This is a genomic window from Pigmentiphaga sp., assembly GCF_019689535.1.
Classification (GTDB): Bacteria; Pseudomonadota; Gammaproteobacteria; order Burkholderiales; family Burkholderiaceae_B; genus Pigmentiphaga.
This window is the reverse complement of sequence record NZ_JADGHH010000012.1, coordinates 12,459-30,600: the sequence shown is the minus strand read 5'-3', so window position 1 is coordinate 30,600 and position 18,142 is coordinate 12,459. Positions and strand designations below refer to the sequence as shown.

At 66.5% G+C, this 18,142-nt stretch carries 18 protein-coding genes and 1 pseudogene; 11 read left to right on the top strand and 8 right to left on the bottom strand.

Annotated features, from left to right (window positions below; genetic code table 11):
* Positions 1 to 500, top strand: a pseudogene (locus tag IRZ12_RS02150) (tRNA (adenosine(37)-N6)-threonylcarbamoyltransferase complex transferase subunit TsaD); the annotation flags it as partial.
* Between the two features lie 104 nt (positions 501 to 604).
* Here the strand turns inward: IRZ12_RS02150 and plsY are convergent.
* The 4 genes from plsY to IRZ12_RS02130 all read right to left on the bottom strand — a co-directional run bounded on the left by plsY (position 605) and on the right by IRZ12_RS02130 (position 3,538).
* Positions 605 to 1,228 (bottom strand): glycerol-3-phosphate 1-O-acyltransferase PlsY, encoded by a 624-nt coding sequence (plsY, locus tag IRZ12_RS02145; protein WP_296463613.1) that lies wholly within the window; start codon positions 1,226 to 1,228, stop codon positions 605 to 607.
* 141 nt (positions 1,229 to 1,369) lie between these two features.
* The gene (gene ybaK / locus IRZ12_RS02140) at positions 1,370 to 1,855 is read right to left on the bottom strand and encodes a Cys-tRNA(Pro) deacylase (protein ID WP_296463611.1); all 486 of its coding nucleotides are present in this window, start codon (positions 1,853 to 1,855) and stop codon (positions 1,370 to 1,372) included.
* Between the two features lie 37 nt (positions 1,856 to 1,892).
* Entirely contained in the window at positions 1,893 to 2,834 is a 942-nt protein-coding gene (gene xerD, locus IRZ12_RS02135; RefSeq protein ID WP_296463609.1) for a site-specific tyrosine recombinase XerD, read from the bottom strand.
* Positions 2,831 to 3,538: a TetR/AcrR family transcriptional regulator gene (locus tag IRZ12_RS02130; protein WP_296463607.1), complete on the bottom strand. Its 708-nt coding sequence runs from the start codon at positions 3,536 to 3,538 to the stop codon at positions 2,831 to 2,833. The genes xerD and IRZ12_RS02130 overlap by 4 nt, the downstream gene beginning before the upstream one ends.
* Positions 3,539 to 3,645: 107 nt before the next feature.
* On the opposite strand from IRZ12_RS02130, the gene IRZ12_RS02125 reads away from it, so the two are divergent.
* A complete protein-coding gene (locus tag IRZ12_RS02125; RefSeq protein WP_296463605.1) occupies positions 3,646 to 4,098 on the top strand; it encodes a DUF2214 family protein in 453 nt (150 codons plus the stop codon).
* 123 nt (positions 4,099 to 4,221) lie between these two features.
* Here the strand turns inward: IRZ12_RS02125 and IRZ12_RS02120 are convergent, their stop codons facing one another.
* Both IRZ12_RS02120 and queG read right to left on the bottom strand, forming a co-directional pair.
* Complete coding sequence (locus tag IRZ12_RS02120) at positions 4,222 to 5,175, bottom strand: tripartite tricarboxylate transporter substrate binding protein BugE (protein ID WP_296463621.1); 954 nt, start codon at positions 5,173 to 5,175, stop codon at positions 4,222 to 4,224.
* A 244-nt stretch (positions 5,176 to 5,419) separates the two neighbouring features.
* Entirely contained in the window at positions 5,420 to 6,529 is a 1,110-nt protein-coding gene (queG, locus tag IRZ12_RS02115; protein WP_296463603.1) for a tRNA epoxyqueuosine(34) reductase QueG, read from the bottom strand.
* A 16-nt stretch (positions 6,530 to 6,545) separates the two neighbouring features.
* On the opposite strand from queG, the gene tsaE reads away from it, so the two are divergent.
* Both tsaE and IRZ12_RS02105 read left to right on the top strand, forming a co-directional pair.
* The gene (gene tsaE / locus IRZ12_RS02110; RefSeq protein WP_296463601.1) at positions 6,546 to 7,052 is read left to right on the top strand and encodes a tRNA (adenosine(37)-N6)-threonylcarbamoyltransferase complex ATPase subunit type 1 TsaE; all 507 of its coding nucleotides are present in this window, start codon (positions 6,546 to 6,548) and stop codon (positions 7,050 to 7,052) included.
* Positions 7,016 to 8,434: an N-acetylmuramoyl-L-alanine amidase gene (locus tag IRZ12_RS02105; RefSeq protein WP_296463600.1), complete on the top strand. Its 1,419-nt coding sequence runs from the start codon at positions 7,016 to 7,018 to the stop codon at positions 8,432 to 8,434. The genes tsaE and IRZ12_RS02105 overlap by 37 nt, the downstream gene beginning before the upstream one ends.
* Before the next feature lie 30 nt (positions 8,435 to 8,464).
* Here the strand turns inward: IRZ12_RS02105 and IRZ12_RS02100 are convergent, their stop codons facing one another.
* Positions 8,465 to 9,121, bottom strand: coding sequence for a VTT domain-containing protein (locus IRZ12_RS02100; RefSeq protein WP_296463598.1), 657 nt, complete (start codon positions 9,119 to 9,121; stop codon positions 8,465 to 8,467).
* Positions 9,122 to 9,249: 128 nt separating this feature from the next.
* On the opposite strand from IRZ12_RS02100, the gene mutL reads away from it, so the two are divergent.
* From mutL to hisC, 3 genes are all read left to right on the top strand, one after another.
* Complete coding sequence (mutL, locus tag IRZ12_RS02095; protein WP_296463596.1) at positions 9,250 to 11,118, top strand: DNA mismatch repair endonuclease MutL; 1,869 nt, start codon at positions 9,250 to 9,252, stop codon at positions 11,116 to 11,118.
* A gap of 19 nt (positions 11,119 to 11,137) precedes the next feature.
* Complete coding sequence (miaA, locus tag IRZ12_RS02090) at positions 11,138 to 12,097, top strand: tRNA (adenosine(37)-N6)-dimethylallyltransferase MiaA (RefSeq protein ID WP_296463618.1); 960 nt, start codon at positions 11,138 to 11,140, stop codon at positions 12,095 to 12,097.
* 124 nt (positions 12,098 to 12,221) lie between these two features.
* On the top strand, positions 12,222 to 13,280 hold the full coding sequence (gene hisC, locus IRZ12_RS02085; RefSeq protein WP_296463594.1) for a histidinol-phosphate transaminase: 1,059 nt from the start codon (positions 12,222 to 12,224) through the stop codon (positions 13,278 to 13,280).
* A gap of 60 nt (positions 13,281 to 13,340) precedes the next feature.
* On the opposite strand, the gene purM is transcribed toward hisC, so the two are convergent.
* On the bottom strand, positions 13,341 to 14,390 hold the full coding sequence (gene purM / locus IRZ12_RS02080) for a phosphoribosylformylglycinamidine cyclo-ligase (RefSeq protein ID WP_296463592.1): 1,050 nt from the start codon (positions 14,388 to 14,390) through the stop codon (positions 13,341 to 13,343).
* 370 nt (positions 14,391 to 14,760) lie between these two features.
* On the opposite strand from purM, the gene hda reads away from it, so the two are divergent.
* Genes hda through folK form a run of 4 tightly spaced genes read left to right on the top strand, consistent with a single transcriptional unit; the run spans position 14,761 to position 18,048 of the window.
* Positions 14,761 to 15,483 (top strand): DnaA regulatory inactivator Hda, encoded by a 723-nt coding sequence (hda, locus tag IRZ12_RS02075; protein WP_296463590.1) that lies wholly within the window; start codon positions 14,761 to 14,763, stop codon positions 15,481 to 15,483.
* Positions 15,480 to 16,172 (top strand): HAD family phosphatase, encoded by a 693-nt coding sequence (locus IRZ12_RS02070; protein WP_296463587.1) that lies wholly within the window; start codon positions 15,480 to 15,482, stop codon positions 16,170 to 16,172. The genes hda and IRZ12_RS02070 overlap by 4 nt, the downstream gene beginning before the upstream one ends.
* On the top strand, positions 16,169 to 17,560 hold the full coding sequence (gene pcnB / locus IRZ12_RS02065; protein ID WP_296463585.1) for a polynucleotide adenylyltransferase PcnB: 1,392 nt from the start codon (positions 16,169 to 16,171) through the stop codon (positions 17,558 to 17,560). Before IRZ12_RS02070 ends, pcnB begins: the two co-directional genes overlap by 4 nt.
* Complete coding sequence (gene folK / locus IRZ12_RS02060; protein ID WP_296463583.1) at positions 17,557 to 18,048, top strand: 2-amino-4-hydroxy-6-hydroxymethyldihydropteridine diphosphokinase; 492 nt, start codon at positions 17,557 to 17,559, stop codon at positions 18,046 to 18,048. Before pcnB ends, folK begins: the two co-directional genes overlap by 4 nt.
* Positions 18,049 to 18,142 lie beyond the last annotated feature (94 nt).

Genomic DNA, 18,142 nt, shown 5'->3' with positions numbered 1-18,142 from the left:
GCCTCGGGTACCCCGGCGGCCCGGCGCTCTCCAAGCTGGCTGAATCCGGAAACCCTGAGCGATTCGACCTGCCCCGCCCCAAGCTGCACGGCCCCGACCTCGATTTCAGCTTCAGCGGACTCAAGACGGCTGTGCTGACGCGCATGAAAACCCTGGACCCGGACGACGCCCAGGCACGGGCCGACTTGGCCGCGGCCACGCAAGACGCCATCGTCTCCGTGCTGGTGGCGAAATCGGTCAAGGCGCTTGAGGCGACCGGGCTGAAACGACTCGTGATCGCAGGCGGGGTCGGCGCCAACAAGCTACTACGCCAGCGGCTCGCGGCACGGCTGGAACGGCTGAAGGCCCAGGCATTTTTCCCACCGCTGGAGTTGTGCACCGACAATGGCGCCATGATCGCGTTTGCCGCCGCGCTGCGCCTACAGGCCGGCCTGGCCGACCCGAACGCGCGCCACAGCGGGTTCACGGTCCAGCCGCGCTGGGATCTCGGCTCGGGCTGAGCGAGGTCGCCCGCATCGGGGAGCCCCGGACTCAGGGCGCGGGAACGGGGCCAGTGCCCCCAACGGAACGAGCCGTGGCACGCGGAAGGCGCGCCAGCACTCGATCAAACCGACTTTTTCTCGCCTATGCGCCGCTCTTTGCCTGCCAGCAGGTTGGCAATGTTCTTTTGGTGGCGGTAGATCAGCAACAGCGCCATCACGCCGATGGCCGTGCCGATGCGGGCGTCGGCCGTCCACGCGACCCCATGGCCGAACACGTAATAAATGGGCGCGAAGACGGCGGCCACGATGGCGGCAAGCGAGGAATAGCGGAAGAAGAAGGCGACGATCAGCCAGGTTGCGAAGGTCGCGGCGCCCAGCCAGGGCTCGATGCCAATCAGCACGCCCAGGGCGGTTGCCACGCCCTTGCCACCCTGGAAGCGGAAGAACACCGGGTACAGGTGGCCGATGAACACCGCCAGCACCACGAGGGCGATCGTCGTTTCCCCGATGCCCAGGCGCGGCGCATAGGCCTGCGCCAGCCACACTGCGAGCCAGCCCTTGAACGCATCCCCGGCGAGCGTAAGTGCCGCGGCAGCCTTGTTGCCCGAACGCAGGACGTTGGTGGCCCCGGGATTCTTGGAACCATAGGTGCGCGGATCGGCCAACCCCATGACGCGGCTGATGATGACCGCGAACGATACGGACCCAATCAAGTAGGCAATTGCGACGGCGGCGATGGTGATCATGGGAAACGGATCCTCGGGCCGGGACGGCCCCGATGCAGTGACAAAAGCATGACAGGCGGCGATTCTACCGGTTGGCCCTCGCGCTGTCCCGTTGCAGTGCGGACGCTCGCACCTAGCCGGGCCCGTCCTCCCGCGACCGCATCACAGCGCCGCCGAGACGGGGACGGCATCCAGCAAGCGCACCAGCTCGCGCGGATCGATGCCCACGAGATAGCCGCGCCGCCCGCCATTGATGAGGATGCGCGGTAATTCGAGCACGGTGGCCTCGACATACACCGGCATGGACTTGCGGGTACCGAACGGCGAGGTCCCACCGACCAGGTAGCCGGAATGGCGCTGGGCGACCTCGGGCTTGCACGGCGCCACTTTCTTGACGCCGATTTGCCGGGCCAGGTTCTTGGTGGACACTTCCCTGTCGCCGTGCATGAGGATCACCAGCGGCTTGGCGTCTTCGTCCTCCATGATCAGGGTCTTGATCACGGCATGTTCGTCCACACCCAATTGGCGCGCGGATTCGGCCGTGCCGCCGTGCTCTACGTATTCGTAAGGGTGTTCGGTGAACGCAACGCCATGCTTGCGCAGGAACTGGGTGGCGGGCGTCTCGGAAACGTGCTTGGATTTACTCATTGGGTCAGCCGGCCTCGCCGGCACGGTGAATAGGGCGCTAACCGCGAGGATGGTGGCGGGCGTGCAAGAGTTTAAGCCGCTCGCGCGCGATGTGCGTGTAGATCTGAGTGGTCGAGATATCTGCGTGGCCCAGCAGCATTTGCACCACGCGCAGGTCCGCGCCATGGTTGAGCAGATGTGTGGCGAAGGCGTGGCGCAGCACGTGCGGCGACAAGGCCGCGCGTATGCCTGCGCGGACGGCGTACTTCTTGACGATGAGCCAGAAGCTCTGGCGCGTCATGGGCTCTGCCCTCGCCGTGACGAAGAGCGCATCGCTGCTGCGCCCGGCCAGTAGCGCCGGCCGCGCCTGCCCCAAGTAGCGCTCGATCCAGTGCGCCGCCTCGGCCCCCAGGGGCACCAGGCGGTCTTTGCCGCCCTTGCCCATGACGACGCGCACCACTCCATCGTTGAGCCCCACGTCGAGCGACTTGAGCGCAACCAGCTCGGACACGCGCAGCCCCGTGGCATACAGGGTCTCCAGCATGGCGCGGTCGCGCAGCCCCAACTCGGTGTTTACGTCCGGCGCAGCCAGCAGGGCTTCCACCTGGGCCTCGGACAAGGTTTTCGGCAAGCGCGGCGGCTGCTTGGCGGCGCGCAGGGTCAGGCACGGATCGGCCTCGACGCGGTGTTCCCGCAGCGCCCATTGGAAATAACGCCGTAAAGTCGCCAGCCTTCGATTGGCGGTGGTGGCCTTGCTATGAGGATGAACCGCCGCGAACCAGGCCTCGATGTCATGGCCCAGGGCGCGATCGAGCGCCGAGCCGCGCGTTTCCCTGAGCCATGCGTCGAAGGCCATCAGGTCTTGCCGGTAGGCGCGCAGGGTATTGTCGGACAGCCCATCCTCCAGCCACATCGCCTCGATGAAGGCAGCAATGCCGGGATCATCCCCGGGCCGCACCACCCCTTGCCGGCCCTTGGGCTTGTCGCGCGCGGCGCTCATGCCCTGCCTCCGCGCCGAGCCGTGGCGCCGCCGCCCGCTGGCGCGAGGAGTGCCACTTCCAATATCGCAAGGACTTCATCACCTTCGGTCGACGCGTAGGCGGCGGCCGACCGCTCCCGGCGCGCCCCGTCCAACCGGCCTTCCAGCAACAAGGTAGCAAAGCCATGCACCGCGGACCAAGCCAGCACCAGGCGGCGCTCGAAGTCGGCACCCTCCGCGCGCACGCCCCGCTCGGCCAACGCGGCCGAGAGTGCACCAGCCAAGTGCCCGGCCGCCTCGCGCCCGGCTTCTCCGAGTTCGGAGTCCCCAGGCGATAGGCGATCGTGGCGGAACATCAACTGGAACTGGGCGCGGTGGGCAATGGCGAAGTCGATATAGGCCCGGCCCACCGCCCGCAATTGCGATTGGGCGCCGGGCGGCGCGGCATCGCGATAGGCCTGCATGAGCGCAGACAACCGACGGAATCCGGCGGTGGCGAACGCCGTGAGCAGCCCGGATGCGTCGCCGAAATGATGGGCCGGCGCGGCATGGGAGACGCCGGCTCGCCGCGCGCACTCACGCAGGGTAAACCCTTCGAGGCCGCGCTCCTCGAGCAAGGATTGCGCCGCATCCAGCAAGGCCTGTCGGAGATCGCCGTGGTGATATGTGCGGGTACGGGAAGAGGAGGCACGCCCGCGACCGTGCTGAGAGGAATCGACTGCCATGACCCATCTTCGCAAACAAATTTTTACGGCGTCAAATTGGAGAACGACTTGACACTGTAAACATTAATGGTATCGTGGATCTACTCAATCTAGACAGTGTCAACACCATGACTATCGATTCCGTGCTCGCGTGGCTACACCATCTCTGTTTTCTCGGCATGGCGGCGGCACTGGCCATGCAGTGGGCGCTGCTGGCCCCCTCCCGTCCCGGCCTGCCCCTGGCGATGCTCGGCCGCACCGACGCCTGGTACGGCGGCCTGGCCGGGCTGCTGCTGGTCATCGGCATCGCGCGGGTCGTGTGGGGCGCCAAAGGGCCGGATTTCTACCTGGCCAGTCCACTCTTCTGGGCCAAGATGGGGCTATTCGCGGCGGTGGGCGCAGTTTCCGTGCTTCCCACCCTCCACTATCTGCGCTGGCGCAAGCAGGCTGGCAGGACGGAAGGCTTTCAGCCGGGCGAACCCGAGGTCGCGAAGGTGCGTATCGCCATCCAGCTGCAGGCGCTCGGCTGGCTCGCCCTGCCCCTCCTGGCCGCCGCCATGGCCCGGGGCCTGGACCGGTAGGCCCGCAGGACACGGCTTCCGGTTCGACGGAAAGAAAAAAGCCGCAGGCGGCAACCGCACGCGGCCATGCAGTATCGCGCGGGAGGGGCAGCCGCCACGACGGCCCCCTCGCCCCGTGAGGCCTTATTCCAGCCGGATGTTCTGTTTCTTCACGACTTCGCGCGCTTTGTTGAGTTCTTTCTCGATCTCCGCGCGGAACTCCTCGGGCGTGTTGCCCACCGGGGCGGCGCCCTGCTTGGCCAGGGTATCCTTGACTTGTGGATCGGCCAGCACTTTCACGGCAGCGGCGCGCAGCTTGTCGACGATCTCTTTCGGCGTGCCAGCCGGGGCGAGCAACCCATACCAGGCCGGATCGTTCATCAGGGGCAGCCCCAGCTCCTTGAACGTCGGCACGTCAGGCAGGCCGTCGACCCGTTCCTTCCATGCCACGGCCAGGGCGCGCAGCCGGCCTGCCTGGATGTTGGGCATGGACGAAGGCAGGTTGTCGAACAGCATCTGCACCTGGCCGCCTACCACGTCGGCGATGGCGGGGCCCGATCCGCGATAGGGAATGTGGACAATCTTGGCGCCCGTTCCCAGTTGGAAGAGCTCGCCGAGGAAGTGGTTGATGCTGCAAGTGCCTGAGGTGGCGAACGAGAATTTGCCGGGCTCCTTCTTGGCTAGCTCGAGGAAAGACTTGAAATCGTTGGCCGGAACCTTGGGGTTGACGGCCAGCACGTTCGCGGTGTGGGCGAAATTGGTGACCGGCTGGAAGTCTTTGAGCGGATCGTAGCCCAGCTTGGCATTGCAGGCCGGGTTGATGGCCATGGTGGAAACCGTGGCGATGCTCAGGGTGTAGCCGTCCGGTGCCGCCCGCGCTGCTTCCGTGGCGCCGATCGACCCGCCGCCTCCACCCCGGTTTTCGATGACGAAGGGCTGGCCGAGCTCCTTGCCCATGCGTTCGCCGACCAGCCGGGCGATGATGTCGGTCGAGCCGCCAGGGGCGAACGGCACGATGACGCGCACGGGCCGGTTCGGATAGGACTGCGCGAAAGCCACGCCAGGTACCGCAATGAATGTGGTGACTGCGGCTGCCATTCCCGCCAGTGAGGCGGCAATTCTTCTTGCTTTCATGCGTGCTCCTCTTTGGAGTTGGTTGTCATCCTTCACTACGGCCCTGGGGCGAGGGACGAGGTCGCGCCTTCGCCCGCCCTCATCCGCCAGGCGGCGGATGCATCCTGGTCTCGTGGACCAGGGGGGCTGGATCAAGAGCCTTGCTCCACAGAATAGCAAACCGCTCCGACGCGCTGTTTATGTCTCCCTGCTGGTTTTCCCCAGCCGGTCAGCCGGCCGCCGCTTCCTGCCGAGCCAGCGCCCAGCGCACGTGCTCACGTACCAATTCGCTCGGATGATCGGCGCGGGAGAGCAGGGCTGCCCGCACTTCCGCGCTCGGCCGGGCATTGCCCAGCGCAACCGCCACGTTCCGCAGCCAGCGTTCATAACCGATGCGACGGATGGCGCTTCCCTGGGTGCGGGCATCGAAATCCTTTTCGGTCCAGGCGAACAGCGCCACCAGCTGCGCGGCTTCTAGCCCGTGGCGCGGCGCGAAATCGGGAACCGCGGATGCGCGGGCGTACTTGTTCCAAGGGCAAGCCATCTGGCAGTCGTCGCAACCGTACACGCGGGTACCGATGGCCGGCCTGAGCGCCTCCGGAATGCTTCCCCGCAATTCGATGGTGAGATAGGAAATGCAGCGCCGGGCGTCCAGTACATACGGCGCGACAATCGCGCCGGTAGGACAGGCATCGATGCAGCGCCGGCACTGCCCGCAATGCGGCGTTTGCAGCTGGTCGGCCGGCAACGGCAGGTCGGTCAGGATTTCACCCAGGAAGAACCAGCTCCCGTCGCGCGAAAGCAACAAGGTGTGCTTGCCCCGCCACCCGATCCCGGCCTTGCGCGCCAGCTCGACCTCCATGACGGGAGCAGAATCGGTAAAAACGCGATAGCCGAATGGGCCGATATGCCCGGCGATGCGGTCTGCCAGGCGCTGGAGGCGTTGCCGCAACACCTTGTGGTAGTCGCGGCCCAGCGCATAGGTCGCCACCACGCCGGTGGCGCCATCGGCCAGCGCCTTCCGCTGGCTGGCGGCAAGCGCCGGTCCGTCCAGTGGGGCGTAATCCATGCGCACCATGATGGCCGACCGCGCATTGGGCACCAATTGCGACGGATCGCGCCGCAGCGGCAGATGGCGCTCCATATAATCCATCTCGCCATGCATGCCCTCGCCTACCCAGGCCGTGAGCCGGTCGGCCGCCTCGGCCAGATCCAGATCGGCGATTCCCACTGCGGAAAAACCCAGTTCCCGCCCCCATCGTCGCACGGCCGCAACCAGGCCGTCGGGATCGATGTGGGAGGAAGAAGACGCGGAAGAATCGGGCGGCGATGCTGACATACTGCGATGGTAGCCCATGCCCCTGAACGACGCCCTGCACACCGCCATGCCCGAATCCCGACACCTGCACCTGCCCGACGAAGCCGCGACCGAAGCACTGGCCGCCAGCCTGGCCCCCCTGGCCGCCAAGGGGCTCCGCATTCACCTGCACGGCGACCTTGGCGCCGGAAAAACCACTTTCGCCCGGGCACTGTTGCGTGCAGTCGGCGTAACGGGCCGGATCAAGAGTCCAACCTTCACTTTGGTTGAACCTTATAAAGTTTCGAACTTATACTGCTATCACTTTGATTTTTATCGTTTTACCGATCCACGCGAGTGGCTCGACGCCGGATTCCGGGACGCGCTGCGCGATGACGCCCTCGTGCTCATCGAGTGGGCCGAACGCGCAGGCGGCGCACTTCCGGCTCCGGACCTGGACATCGCGCTGTCTTATGAAGGCGCAGGACGTGGGGCGACGCTACGCGCCCACACCGCAAAAGGACAGGCATGGCTGAACACGATTTCTCCCGACACGATGCACTAGAGCCCGACCAGCCGGCCGGCGCGTCGGCCTCGTCCTATGCCCAGGCCCAGGGCGTCCTGGCGCCGTCCGGGGTTTCCCGCCGGCGCCTCGTGGCCGGCTTGGCCGCCACTTTGTTCGTTCCCCTGGTTCCCACCGCCGCACGGGCCGCAGAGCTGGTAGCGGTGCGTTTGTGGCCGGCTCCGGACTACACCCGGCTCACGCTGGAACTGGATGCCGAGCTCAAGACCGAACACTTCGTGCTGGACAACCCCCATCGCGTCGTACTGGACATCGAAGGCGTGGAACTGAACGCCGCGCTGCGCGACGTGGTGGCGAAGGTCCGGCCGGACGATCCCTATATCGCCAGCATCCGGGTCGGCCAGAACCGGCCCAATGTCGTCCGGCTGGTGCTCGACCTCAAGCAGGAGACCGTGCCGCAGCTCTTCAGCCTCAAGCCGGTCGGCGAATACAAGCACCGGCTGGTGTTGGACCTCTATCCCAAGGTGGAGCGAGACCCCCTCCTGGCGCTGGCGAACCAGGACGACGACGATCCGATCCTGAAAATGCTCGAGCGCCTGCAATCCGAGCAGAACGCCGCGCGGGGCACGGGGCCGGCCATCGAAGGCGCGCCGATCCCGGACGCCGCCCCGCAGCCTGCGCCGCCCCGGCGCCGCGCCGAGCAACAGCCCATCTCGCGCATGATCACCGTGGCCATCGACCCGGGCCACGGCGGTGAAGATCCGGGGGCGATCGGACGCGGCGGCACGCGCGAGAAAGACGTCGTCCTGAAGATTGCGCGCATCCTCAAGGCCAAGATCGATCAGCAGCCCAACATGCGCGCCATGCTCACGCGCGACGGCGACTATTTCGTGCCGCTCCACGTCCGCGTGGCCAAGGCCAGGCGGGTGCAGGCCGATCTTTTCGTGTCAGTGCATGCCGATGCGTGGATCAAGCCCACGGCCCGGGGCTCGTCGGTGTTTGCCTTGTCCGAAAGCGGCGCCAGCAGCAGCGCCGCCCGCTGGCTGGCCGCCAAGGAAAACGCCTCCGACCTCATCGGCGGCGTCAACATTGGTTCGCACGACAAGCAAATCGCCCGCGTGCTGCTCGACCTGTCGACGACAGCCCAGATCAACGACTCCCTCAAGCTGGGCCGCGCCGTCCTGGATGAGCTCTCGACCATCAACCGGCTGCACAAGCCGCGGGTCGAACAGGCTGGCTTTGCCGTGCTGAAAGCGCCGGACATTCCCTCCATCCTCATCGAGACCGCTTTCATCAGCAATCCGGAAGAGGAAAAGCGGCTGTCCGACCTGGCGTACCAAGACCGCATGGCGACGGCCATCATGCAAGGCATCCAGCGCTATTTCGCGAAGAATCCGCCGCTGTCCAGGAACAAGCTCACGTAAGGCCCCCAGCCGCCATGCGGGCGTGGGCCACTATGGGCGCGCGCCCTCGGAGCGGTTGCGCAAGTGGCGCAGGCCTTTCCAAAGCCCGCCCAACAGCAGCGGGACGATGGCGGCACCCAAGCCGACCAAGACGATGGTGTTCAGGTGTTCGCGGACCAGCGGCAGGTTGCCGAAGAAATAGCCCAGGCACACCAGCAGCACGATCCACAGCAGCGCGCCGACGACGTTGAAGAACTGGAAGCGTGCGAAGGTCATGTAGCCCACGCCGGCCACGAAGGGCGCGAAAGTCCGGACGATGGGAAGAAAGCGGGCAATGATGAGCGTCTTGCCCCCATGCTTCTCGTAGAACGCGTGGGTCTTGATCAGGGCTTCGCGGTCCAGGAAGCGGATATTCTGCGAAAAGACTTTCGGCCCGATGAAGCGGCCGACGAAGTAATTGACGGTATTCCCGCCGACCGCGGCCACGAGCAGCAGCGCAATGAGCAGCCCCAGGTGCATGCTGCCGGTCGCGGCGAACGCACCGGCGATGAACAGCAGGGAATCCCCTGGCAGGAATGGGACGACGACCAGCCCGGTCTCGGCAAAAATGATCAAAAAGAGAATCAGATAGATCCACGCCCCGTATTGGGCGACCCAGACGCCAAGTGTCTGGTCGATGTGGATCAGCATGTTCAGGAATTCGAGCATAGATGGCCGGACCTTTTTCGCGAGCGGGAAAACCGAAAGCACTATAGCCCACGCCTGCACGGTCCCGCTTGCCCCCGGCCGGTCCGATGCCCCGGCTCCGCCATCTGGGCGACCTCTATAATTCCTCCATGTCCGATCGCCGCCCCATCGCCCCCCTTCCCGACCTCCTGATCAGCCAGATTGCGGCCGGCGAAGTCATCGAGCGCCCCGCCTCGGTGCTCAAGGAATTGCTGGAAAACGCCATTGACGCCGGCGCGCGCGCCATCGACGTCAGGCTGGAAGGGGGCGGCATACGCCGGATCGCCGTCACGGACGACGGCTGCGGCATCCCGCCGGAAGAACTGCCGCTAGCGGTCGCCCGCCACGCCACGAGCAAAATCCGCTCGCTGACCGAACTCGAATCGGTCGCCTCCATGGGTTTTCGCGGCGAGGCGCTCGCCTCCATCGCCTCCGTGGCCCGCCTGACCCTCATCTCGCGCACGGCCGGCGCCGACCATGCCTGGCAATGGGAAAACGGCGACGTCGCGCCGGCCTCCGGCCCGCCGGGCACGACGATAGACGTGCGCCAGTTGTTCGACGCCGTCCCGGCCCGCCGCAAGTTCCTGAAATCGGAAGCCACGGAATTCGGCCATTGCGTGGAGGCGTTCCAACGGATCGCTCTGGCCCACTGCCACATCGCGTTCCGCCTGTTCCACCAGGACCGCGCCTACCAGCAATACTTGCCCGCCGACCCGGTGCGACGCATCCACGACGTGCTCGGGCCCGAATTCGCGCAGGGCGGCCTGCCGGTCCAGGCCGAAAGCGGCGCGATCCGCCTGCATGGCGTCGTATCCCGGCCCACGGCTTCGCGCGCGCGCGCCGACAAGCAGTATCTGTACGTCAATGGAAGGTTCGTGCGGGACCGCACGGTGAGCCATGCGATACGCACCGCCTATGCCGACGTTCTGCATGGCGATCGGCAGCCTGCCTACGTGCTCTTCCTCGATCTCGATCCCGCCGCGGTAGACGTCAACGTCCATCCGGCCAAACACGAGGTCCGCTTCCGCGACAGCGGCGCAGTGCACCGTTTCGTCTCCCAAATCGTCGGCCAAACGCTGGCCCATGCCGCGGGCGCGGCGCCGGATATCGCGCACGTACCGGCGGTGCCGCTTGCCGGCCAGGGGGCCGCAGCGCAAGCCGACCGATTCCCCGCTGGATCGGCGGATGCCGGCGATCCGCGCCTGGCTGCACCGGCCCTCGCCTCGGCGGCGCAACTGCCCTTCAGGCTCCACGATGCGGGCACGCCGGCCTACCGTCCTGACCTCGGCGCGCGTATCCTGGCACTGCACGAACCGGTGGCCCCGCGCGTCCCGTCGCCCGCTCCCGTCCCCATCCCCCAGGGCACCACGCCGCGCCCGCTTCCGGACGGCGAAGAATTCCCGCTCGGCATGGCGGTCGCGCAGATCCATGGCATCTATGTGCTCGCCCAGAACGCACACGGACTAGTGGTCGTAGACATGCACGCGGCGCACGAGCGCATCGTGTACGAGCAACTCAAGAACGCGCTCGACGCCCGGCGCATGCCCACGCAGAACCTATTGGTGCCGGTGGTTTTCCGGGCCTCGGAAAGCGACGTGGCGCTCGTGGAGGAACAGGAGGAGGCCCTTTCCAGCATCGGTTTCGAGCTGCGCCCGGCCGGTCCAGCCTCGATCGCGGTGCGTGCGGTTCCGGCGCCCCTGGCGCATGCGGACATCGAAACGCTGGCACGCGAAGTGCTGCGCGACTTCGCCGAGGTCGGCGCGACACGGCTGCTGACGGAACAACGCAACGAACTGCTCGCCACGATGGCCTGCCACGGCGCCGTCCGCGCCAACCGCCGCCTGAGCCTGGACGAAATGAACGCACTCCTGCGGCAGATGGAAGCGACCGAGCGCGCCGACCAATGCAACCACGGCCGTCCGACCTGGGTACAGCTCAGCGTGACCGACCTCGACCGGCTGTTCCTGCGCGGCCGCTGATCCCGACATGCCCCAACCCATGACCGATACGCAGCTTCCGGTGCTGTGTCTGATGGGCCCCACCGCGGCCGGCAAGAGTGCGGCCACCCTGGCCCTGGCCGAGCGCTGGCCCATCGAAATCATCAACGTGGACTCTGCCACGATTTACCGCGGCATGGACATCGGCACCGCCAAGCCTGGCGCCGCCGAACGCGAGCGCGTGGCCCAGCATTTGCTCGACATCCGCGACCCGGCGGAAACCTTCTCCGCGGGCCAGTTTCGCAGCGAGGCGCTGCGCCTGATCGCCGACATCCGGCGCCGCGGACGCATTCCCGTGCTGGCTGGCGGCACCATGCTGTATTTCAAGGCGCTCAGGGAAGGCTTGGACAGCCTGCCCCAAGGCGACGCACTCTTGCGTGCGCAGCTCAACGCCCGGGCCGCGGAAATCGGCTGGCCGGCCATGCATGCGGAACTGGCCAGGATCGATCCGGCCACGGCCGCGCGGCTTTCGCCCAACGACAGCCAGCGCATCCAGCGCGCGCTCGAAATCCACGCATTGACGGGCCAGCCGATGTCCGCGCTGCTCACCGGCCACCGCGGCGCCGCCGCTGCGCTGCGCACCGTAGACGTGAGCCTCGAGCCGTCCGATCGCGCGGGCCTGCACGCGCGCATCGAGCAACGCTTCGACGCCATGCTGGAGGCGGGACTGATCGACGAAGTGCGGCGCCTGCGTGCGCGCCGCGACTTGAGTCCAGAGCTTCCCTCGATACGCTGCGTCGGCTACCGCCAGGTTTGGAGCTATTTGGAGGGCACCATCCATGGCGCCGAGATGCGCGCCCAGGCCATCGCCGCCACCCGGCAATTGGCAAAACGCCAAATCACGTGGCTGCGCGCGCTTCCCGACAGGATAGTCGTGGATTGCCTGGCCCCGGACAGCATCGGGCGCCTCGTCGCCGCGGTCGCTCCCACCCTTGACGCCCAATTCGCTGCCCTAGGCTGAAAAAAAGCCGCCATGCCAACGGAAGGACGGCGGGCGAGGCGCGCGTGCGTCCCGCCTCTGGCCCTGCTATGCTCAATGCTGGCGCGGCCCTTTGCCGCGCTTTGCGCTTTCGACGAAACGATTCATGAACAGGTACTGGAGCCGCGTCACTCAGCAACTGACGCCCTACGTCCCCGGCGAACAACCGCAGATCGACGGACTGATCAAACTCAATACCAACGAGAATCCGTATCCGCCTTCGCCTCGCGTGCTGGAAGCCATCCGCGATGCAGCCGGCGAAGCGCTGCGACGCTATCCCGACCCCGAGGCCACGTCCTTCAAGGCGGCGGTAGCAAGCTTCCACGGAGTCCCGGCCGATCACGTTTTCGCGGGCAACAGCTCTGACGAAGTGCTGGCGCACGTTTTCGTGGGCCTGCTCAAGCACGACCTGCCGCTCCTCTTTCCGGACATCACCTACAGCTTCTACCCGGTTTACTGCGGGCTGTACGGCATTGAATACTGCACCGTCCCGCTAACGGCGGACCTCTCCATCCGCGTGCAGGATTACGGCATTCCGAACGGCGGGATCATCTTCCCCAACCCGAACGCCCCCACCGGCCGCCTGCTGCCGCTGGACGACATCGAGGCCTTGCTGAAGGCCCACCCGGACTCGCCCGTGGTCATCGACGAGGCCTATATCGATTTCGGCGGCACCTCGGCCGTTTCTCTGGTCAGGACCTACCCGAACCTGCTGGTGGTCCAAACGCTGTCCAAGTCGCGGTCCCTGGCCGGCCTGCGCGTGGGCTATGCCATCGGCCAGCCGCACCTGATAGAAGGCCTGGAGCGCGTCAAGGGCAGCTTCAACTCATACCCGCTCGACCGGCTTGCGATCGCCGGCGCCACGGCCGCGATGGAAGACGTCGCCTATTTCGAGCAGACCCGCCGCGCCATCATGGCGTCGCGCACGCGCCTGGCGGAACAGCTGGCGCAGCTCGGCTTCGAAGTACTCCCCTCGGCGGCCAACTTTGTCTTTGCGCGCCACCCGGCGCACGATGGTGCCGCGCTGTTCAGGGGGCTGCGCGAGCGCAAAGTGCTGGTGCGCCACTTCAAGCAGCCCCGCATCGACCAATACCTGCGCATCACCATAGGAACCGACGCGGAGTGCGACGCGCTGGTTGCGGCGCTGCGCGAGATCCTGGGTTAAGGCCACGGGGCCGGACGCCCCGGGCGCCAGAGGCGGGGCCCCGCTCGCCCCGCCGCTTCGTCAGACGACGACCGTTTGCGCGGCACCCGGCTGCTGCTCGACGATCTCGCCAATGCGGTAGACCGTCTCGCCCTGCGCGCGCAGGGTCGCCGCCACGGCGTCGGCCTCCTGGGCCGAGACCACGAGGACCATGCCGATCCCGCAGTTGAACACGCGATGCATTTCGGCATCGGCCACACCGCCCTCGCGTTGCAGCCAAGCGAAGAGCTCCGGCATGTTCCAAGCATCGCGGTGCAGGCGGGCAGCCAGCCCGGGCTGCAGGATGCGCGGCACGTTGTCCAGCAAGCCGCCGCCCGTGATGTGGGCCAGGCCCTTGATGTCGTGCTTGGCGATGGCCGCCAGCACCTGCTTGACATAGATGCGGGTGGGAGCCATGACGACGTCGCGCAGGGGCTGGCCGTGGAAATCCTGGTCCGGTTGGGCGCCGGCGCGCTCGAGGATCTTGCGGACCAGCGAGTAGCCATTTGAATGGGCTCCGCTGGAAGCCAGCCCCAGGACCGCGTCGCCGACCTGGATGCGGCGGCCGTCGATGGCCTTGGATTTTTCCACGGCGCCAACGGCAAACCCCGCCAGGTCATACTCGCCATCGGGATACATGCCCGGCATTTCGGCCGTTTCGCCGCCGATCAATGCGCATCCGGCCAGCTCACAGCCCTTGGCGATGCCGCCGATCACGGTCGCGGCCGTGTCCACCGAGAGCCGGCCGCAGGCGAAATAATCGAGGAAAAACAAAGGCTCGGCGCCCTGCACGAGAATGTCGTTGACGCTCATCGCCACGAGGTCGATGCCCACCGTGTCGTGCTTGTTCCACGAAAACGCGAGCCGCAGCTTGGTGCCGACGCCGTCCGTGCCGGAGACCAGCACGGGCTCGCGGTATTTCTTCGGCACTTCAAACAACGCCCCGAACCCGCCTATGCCGGCCAGCACCCCTTCGCGCAGGGTGCGCTTGGCGAGTGGCTTGATGCGTTCGACCAGGGCATCCCCCGCATCGATGTCGACGCCCGCGTCACGATAAGTCAAGGAAGAAGCGCTGGGTTGTTGTGCGGACATGGAATGGACCGAAAATAGTGGGTTGGGCTCGCCCCGGGGGCGCGTTCTCGTTCGCCGGGCGGGAGGAAGCGGTATCTCGTTTCTGGCCGGCGCAGGCCCGCCGCAGGCGGGCGCGACCCCGCGACGCGGGCGATCGCAGCAAAAAAACAGCCAGGGAACGCCTGAAAGCTATAATTTTACGATGATTGGTATTTCCACGCAGATCAAAGGGTCTTACGGCGGGAAGGATCCCGCCGGCCGCCCTGCGTCAGCTACGAACCGCGCTGCCGCATTTGCGTTTCTTTCCTGCCTGCGCAGCCTTGCCCGGCCCGACCTGTCGCCTTCCAACGCCATGATCGTCCGACGCTGCGGGTCTTATTAGCCGCATTTCATGAAGCAGTTGCTACTCGACGTGCTCGCCGCGCCGGCACCGACCCTGGAAAACTACGTCCCAGGCCCCAATACCGAGGCCCTGGAGACGCTGCGCACCTTGCCGCCGGGCCGCGCCGTGTACCTGTGGGGTCCCGCGGGCTGCGGGCGCACGCACTTGCTGCGCGCCTTGTCTGCGCATGCCGGGGCCGTCTACCTCGACAGCCGCAGCCCGGTGTCGGCCTACAAGCGCGCCGCCCAGCCCGAAGATGCCGAGGCCCGGCCCGGCCTAGTCGCGATCGATGACCTGCACCTGCTCGATGAAGCTCGCCTAGGCGCTGTCTTCACGCTATACAACCGATGGCGCGAGTTGACGGCGACGGACATGGCCCTGTCGCTGATCGTTGCCGGCGAACTGGCGCCGGGACAGCTGGAAATCCGGGAAGACCTGCGTACCCGGCTGGGATGGGACCTGGTATTCCGCCTGGATGTCCTGTCCGACGCCGAGAAAACGGACGCACTCATCCGGCAGGCCGCGAGCCGGGGGCTGAACCTCGCTCCCGAAGTGGTCAACTGGATCCTCACCCACTATGAGCGGGACATGCGGCAGCTGACCGCGTTGCTCGACGCGCTGGACCACTACTCCCTGGCAGCCAAGCGGCCTATCACGCTTCCGCTCTTGCGTGCCATGCTGGCCGAGCAACATCAATCATCCTCTCCACAACCGCATTCTTCGTTGTCATGACTCCCACGCAAGCGCCGCCCGCACGCCTCGCCCTGTTCGACCTGGACCATACGCTGCTTCCGCTCGACAGCGACTACCGATGGGCCGACTTCCTCGCCCGCAGCGGGCACGTCGGCGACCCCGCGGCGGCCTGCGCCAAGAACGAAGAATTGATGCGCCGCTACGACGCGGGCGAACTGACTGCCCTCGAATCGGCCGAGTTCATGCTCGGCCTGCTGGCGCAGAACACGCCCTACGATCTCGCGCGCTGGCACGAAGAATTCATGGCCCAAGTCATCCGGCCCGCCATCACCGACCAGGCCATCGCGTTGGTGCGTCGCCACCTGGAGGCAGGAGACCTGTGCGCCATCGCCACGTCCACCAACTCCTTCGTGACGGCACCGATCGCCCGCGCCTTCGGCATCCCGACCTTGCTAGCGACCGAACCCGAATACGTGGCCGGCCGCTTTACCGGCCGCATACAAGGCATTCCCTGCTTCCGGGAAGGGAAGGTGACGCGCGTCAACCAATGGCTGGCCGAACGCGGCTGGCAACTGTCTGATTTCCAGCAGTCTTTTTTCTATAGCGACTCGATGAACGACGTCCCGCTGCTCGAGGCGGTGACCGACCCGGTCGCCGCCAATCCCTCCGACACGCTGCGCAAGCTTGCGCGCGACCGTGGCTGGCGCATCATGGATTTGTTCGCATGATCAAGAAGCTCATCAGCAAACTCTTTACGCCACGGGCAGCGCGCCCCATCCTGAGCGTCCGGCGGCATGCACCGCAGCGCGTCCCGCAATCCAAGCATGGCATCGATCGCCGGCTCGTCTCGCGACATGCCATCAAGGTCTGCGACGTACTGCACGAGCACGGATACCAGGCCTACATCGTGGGCGGCGCGGTGCGCGACCTCATCGTCGGCGCCCAACCCAAGGATTTCGACGTGGCTACCGATGCCACGCCCGAACAAGTCCAGGCGCTGTTCCGCCGCGCCCGGATCATCGGCCGCCGGTTCCGCCTCGTGCACGTGGTGTTCGGACAGGAGATCATCGAAACGTCCACGTTCCGGGCGTCCAGCTCCGACGAGCAGACCACCGACGAGCACGGCCGCATCCTCCGCGACAATGTATTCGGCACCCTGGAAGAAGACGCGGCGCGCCGGGACTTTACGCTGAACGCGCTGTATTACGACCCGGCCACCGAGATCGTCATCGATTATCACAACGGCGTTGCCGACCTAAAGAAAAAAGTCATCAGCATCATCGGGGATCCGGCCAAGCGCTACCGTGAAGACCCGGTGCGCATGCTGCGGGGCATACGCTTTGCGGCCAAGCTCGGCTTCACCATCGCGCCGGCCACGCTCGCGCCGATCCGCGACATGGCGCATTTGATCGAGAATGTGCCGGCCTCGCGGCTGTTCGACGAAATGCTCAAGATGCTGACCTGCGGCCACGCGATGGACTGCCTGCGCCGCCTGCGCGCCGAAGGACTGCACAAGGGCCTGCTCCCGCTGCTCGACGTCGTGCTCGACCAGCCTGACGGCGAACGCTTCGTCGAGCTGGCGCTAGAACGCACGGACATGCGCGTGCGCAGCGGCAAGTCGGTCAGCCCGAGCTTCCTGTTCGCGGCGCTGCTCTGGCAACAGGTCAACCAGCGCTGGCAGCAATACCGGGCCGCTGGTGAACTCCCCATCCCGGCACTGGGCATGGCCGTGGATTCGGTATTGGACGACCAGACGGAAAAACTCGCCATACAGCGCCGCTTCGTCTCCGACATGCGCGAGATCTGGTTCATGCAGCCCCGCTTCGAGCGGCGGCAAAGCAAGGCCGCCTGGCGCATGCTGGAGCAGCCCCGCTTCCGCGCCGCCTGCGACTTCCTGCAGCTGCGCGCGGCCGCGGGCGAAGTGGACGCGCAGCTGGCGCAATGGTGGATGGATCTCGCGGACGCGAACGACGCCAAACGCGCCGCCATGCTGGACGAGCTGGCCAGGCAACCCCGTGCGTCCGGAGAAGGATCCGGCCGCAAACGCCGCCGGCGCAGCGGCCGTTCGCGTGCGGGCGGCGGAACCGAAGGCGGCGCCACGCCGGTGGCAGGATGAGCGACGCCGGCGGGCATACGGCATGGGTGGCGCTCGGCGCCAACCTGGGCGATCCGCTCGCCACGCTGCAACGCGCGCTCTCCGAGCTCGCAGCGCATCCCCACATGCGCCTGGAAGCCCGGTCGCACTTCTACCGCACCGCCCCCGTGGAATCGAGCGGGCCTGACTACGTGAACGCCGTGGTGCGCCTACGCACCGCGCTGGCGCCGCTCGACCTGCTCGACGCACTCCAGGGCATAGAACTAGCCCACGGACGCGAGCGGCCCTACCGGAACGCCCCACGCACGCTGGATCTCGACCTGCTCGCGTACGATGACCTCCAACTGGATACGCCCCGGCTCACCCTGCCCCATCCGAGGATGCACGCGCGCGCTTTCGTGCTGCGGCCGCTGGCTGACATCGACCCCGACCTGGCACTGCCACGGGGCCGCGTCCGCGATTTGCTCATGGCATGCGCAGACCAGGACGTCTCCCAGCTGGCCGACTAACCCGACCGTAGCAACGCTTGCTTACGCCGTTTCGGCCACATCCTTGCCTGGGGGACGCGATAACGCGTTATCCTGGCGGCAGGGCCATCCCCCG

What these genes read in the sequence shown, in the direction of transcription:
- plsY (WP_296463613.1), bottom strand. Translation starts at nt 1,228, where the DNA reads ATGATCACCATCGCCGCCGTCGCAATTGCCTACTTGATTGGGTCCGTA.
- ybaK (WP_296463611.1), bottom strand. Translation starts at nt 1,855, where the DNA reads ATGAGTAAATCCAAGCACGTTTCCGAGACGCCCGCCACCCAGTTCCTG.
- xerD (WP_296463609.1), bottom strand. Translation starts at nt 2,834, where the DNA reads ATGAGCGCCGCGCGCGACAAGCCCAAGGGCCGGCAAGGGGTGGTGCGG.
- IRZ12_RS02130 (WP_296463607.1), bottom strand. Translation starts at nt 3,538, where the DNA reads ATGGCAGTCGATTCCTCTCAGCACGGTCGCGGGCGTGCCTCCTCTTCC.
- IRZ12_RS02125 (WP_296463605.1), top strand. Translation starts at nt 3,646, where the DNA reads ATGACTATCGATTCCGTGCTCGCGTGGCTACACCATCTCTGTTTTCTC.
- IRZ12_RS02120 (WP_296463621.1), bottom strand. Translation starts at nt 5,175, where the DNA reads ATGGCAGCCGCAGTCACCACATTCATTGCGGTACCTGGCGTGGCTTTC.
- queG (WP_296463603.1), bottom strand. Translation starts at nt 6,529, where the DNA reads ATGTCAGCATCGCCGCCCGATTCTTCCGCGTCTTCTTCCTCCCACATC.
- tsaE (WP_296463601.1), top strand. Translation starts at nt 6,546, where the DNA reads ATGCCCCTGAACGACGCCCTGCACACCGCCATGCCCGAATCCCGACAC.
- IRZ12_RS02105 (WP_296463600.1), top strand. Translation starts at nt 7,016, where the DNA reads ATGGCTGAACACGATTTCTCCCGACACGATGCACTAGAGCCCGACCAG.
- IRZ12_RS02100 (WP_296463598.1), bottom strand. Translation starts at nt 9,121, where the DNA reads ATGCTCGAATTCCTGAACATGCTGATCCACATCGACCAGACACTTGGC.
- mutL (WP_296463596.1), top strand. Translation starts at nt 9,250, where the DNA reads ATGTCCGATCGCCGCCCCATCGCCCCCCTTCCCGACCTCCTGATCAGC.
- miaA (WP_296463618.1), top strand. Translation starts at nt 11,138, where the DNA reads ATGACCGATACGCAGCTTCCGGTGCTGTGTCTGATGGGCCCCACCGCG.
- hisC (WP_296463594.1), top strand. Translation starts at nt 12,222, where the DNA reads ATGAACAGGTACTGGAGCCGCGTCACTCAGCAACTGACGCCCTACGTC.
- purM (WP_296463592.1), bottom strand. Translation starts at nt 14,390, where the DNA reads ATGTCCGCACAACAACCCAGCGCTTCTTCCTTGACTTATCGTGACGCG.
- hda (WP_296463590.1), top strand. Translation starts at nt 14,761, where the DNA reads ATGAAGCAGTTGCTACTCGACGTGCTCGCCGCGCCGGCACCGACCCTG.
- IRZ12_RS02070 (WP_296463587.1), top strand. Translation starts at nt 15,480, where the DNA reads ATGACTCCCACGCAAGCGCCGCCCGCACGCCTCGCCCTGTTCGACCTG.
- pcnB (WP_296463585.1), top strand. Translation starts at nt 16,169, where the DNA reads ATGATCAAGAAGCTCATCAGCAAACTCTTTACGCCACGGGCAGCGCGC.
- folK (WP_296463583.1), top strand. Translation starts at nt 17,557, where the DNA reads ATGAGCGACGCCGGCGGGCATACGGCATGGGTGGCGCTCGGCGCCAAC.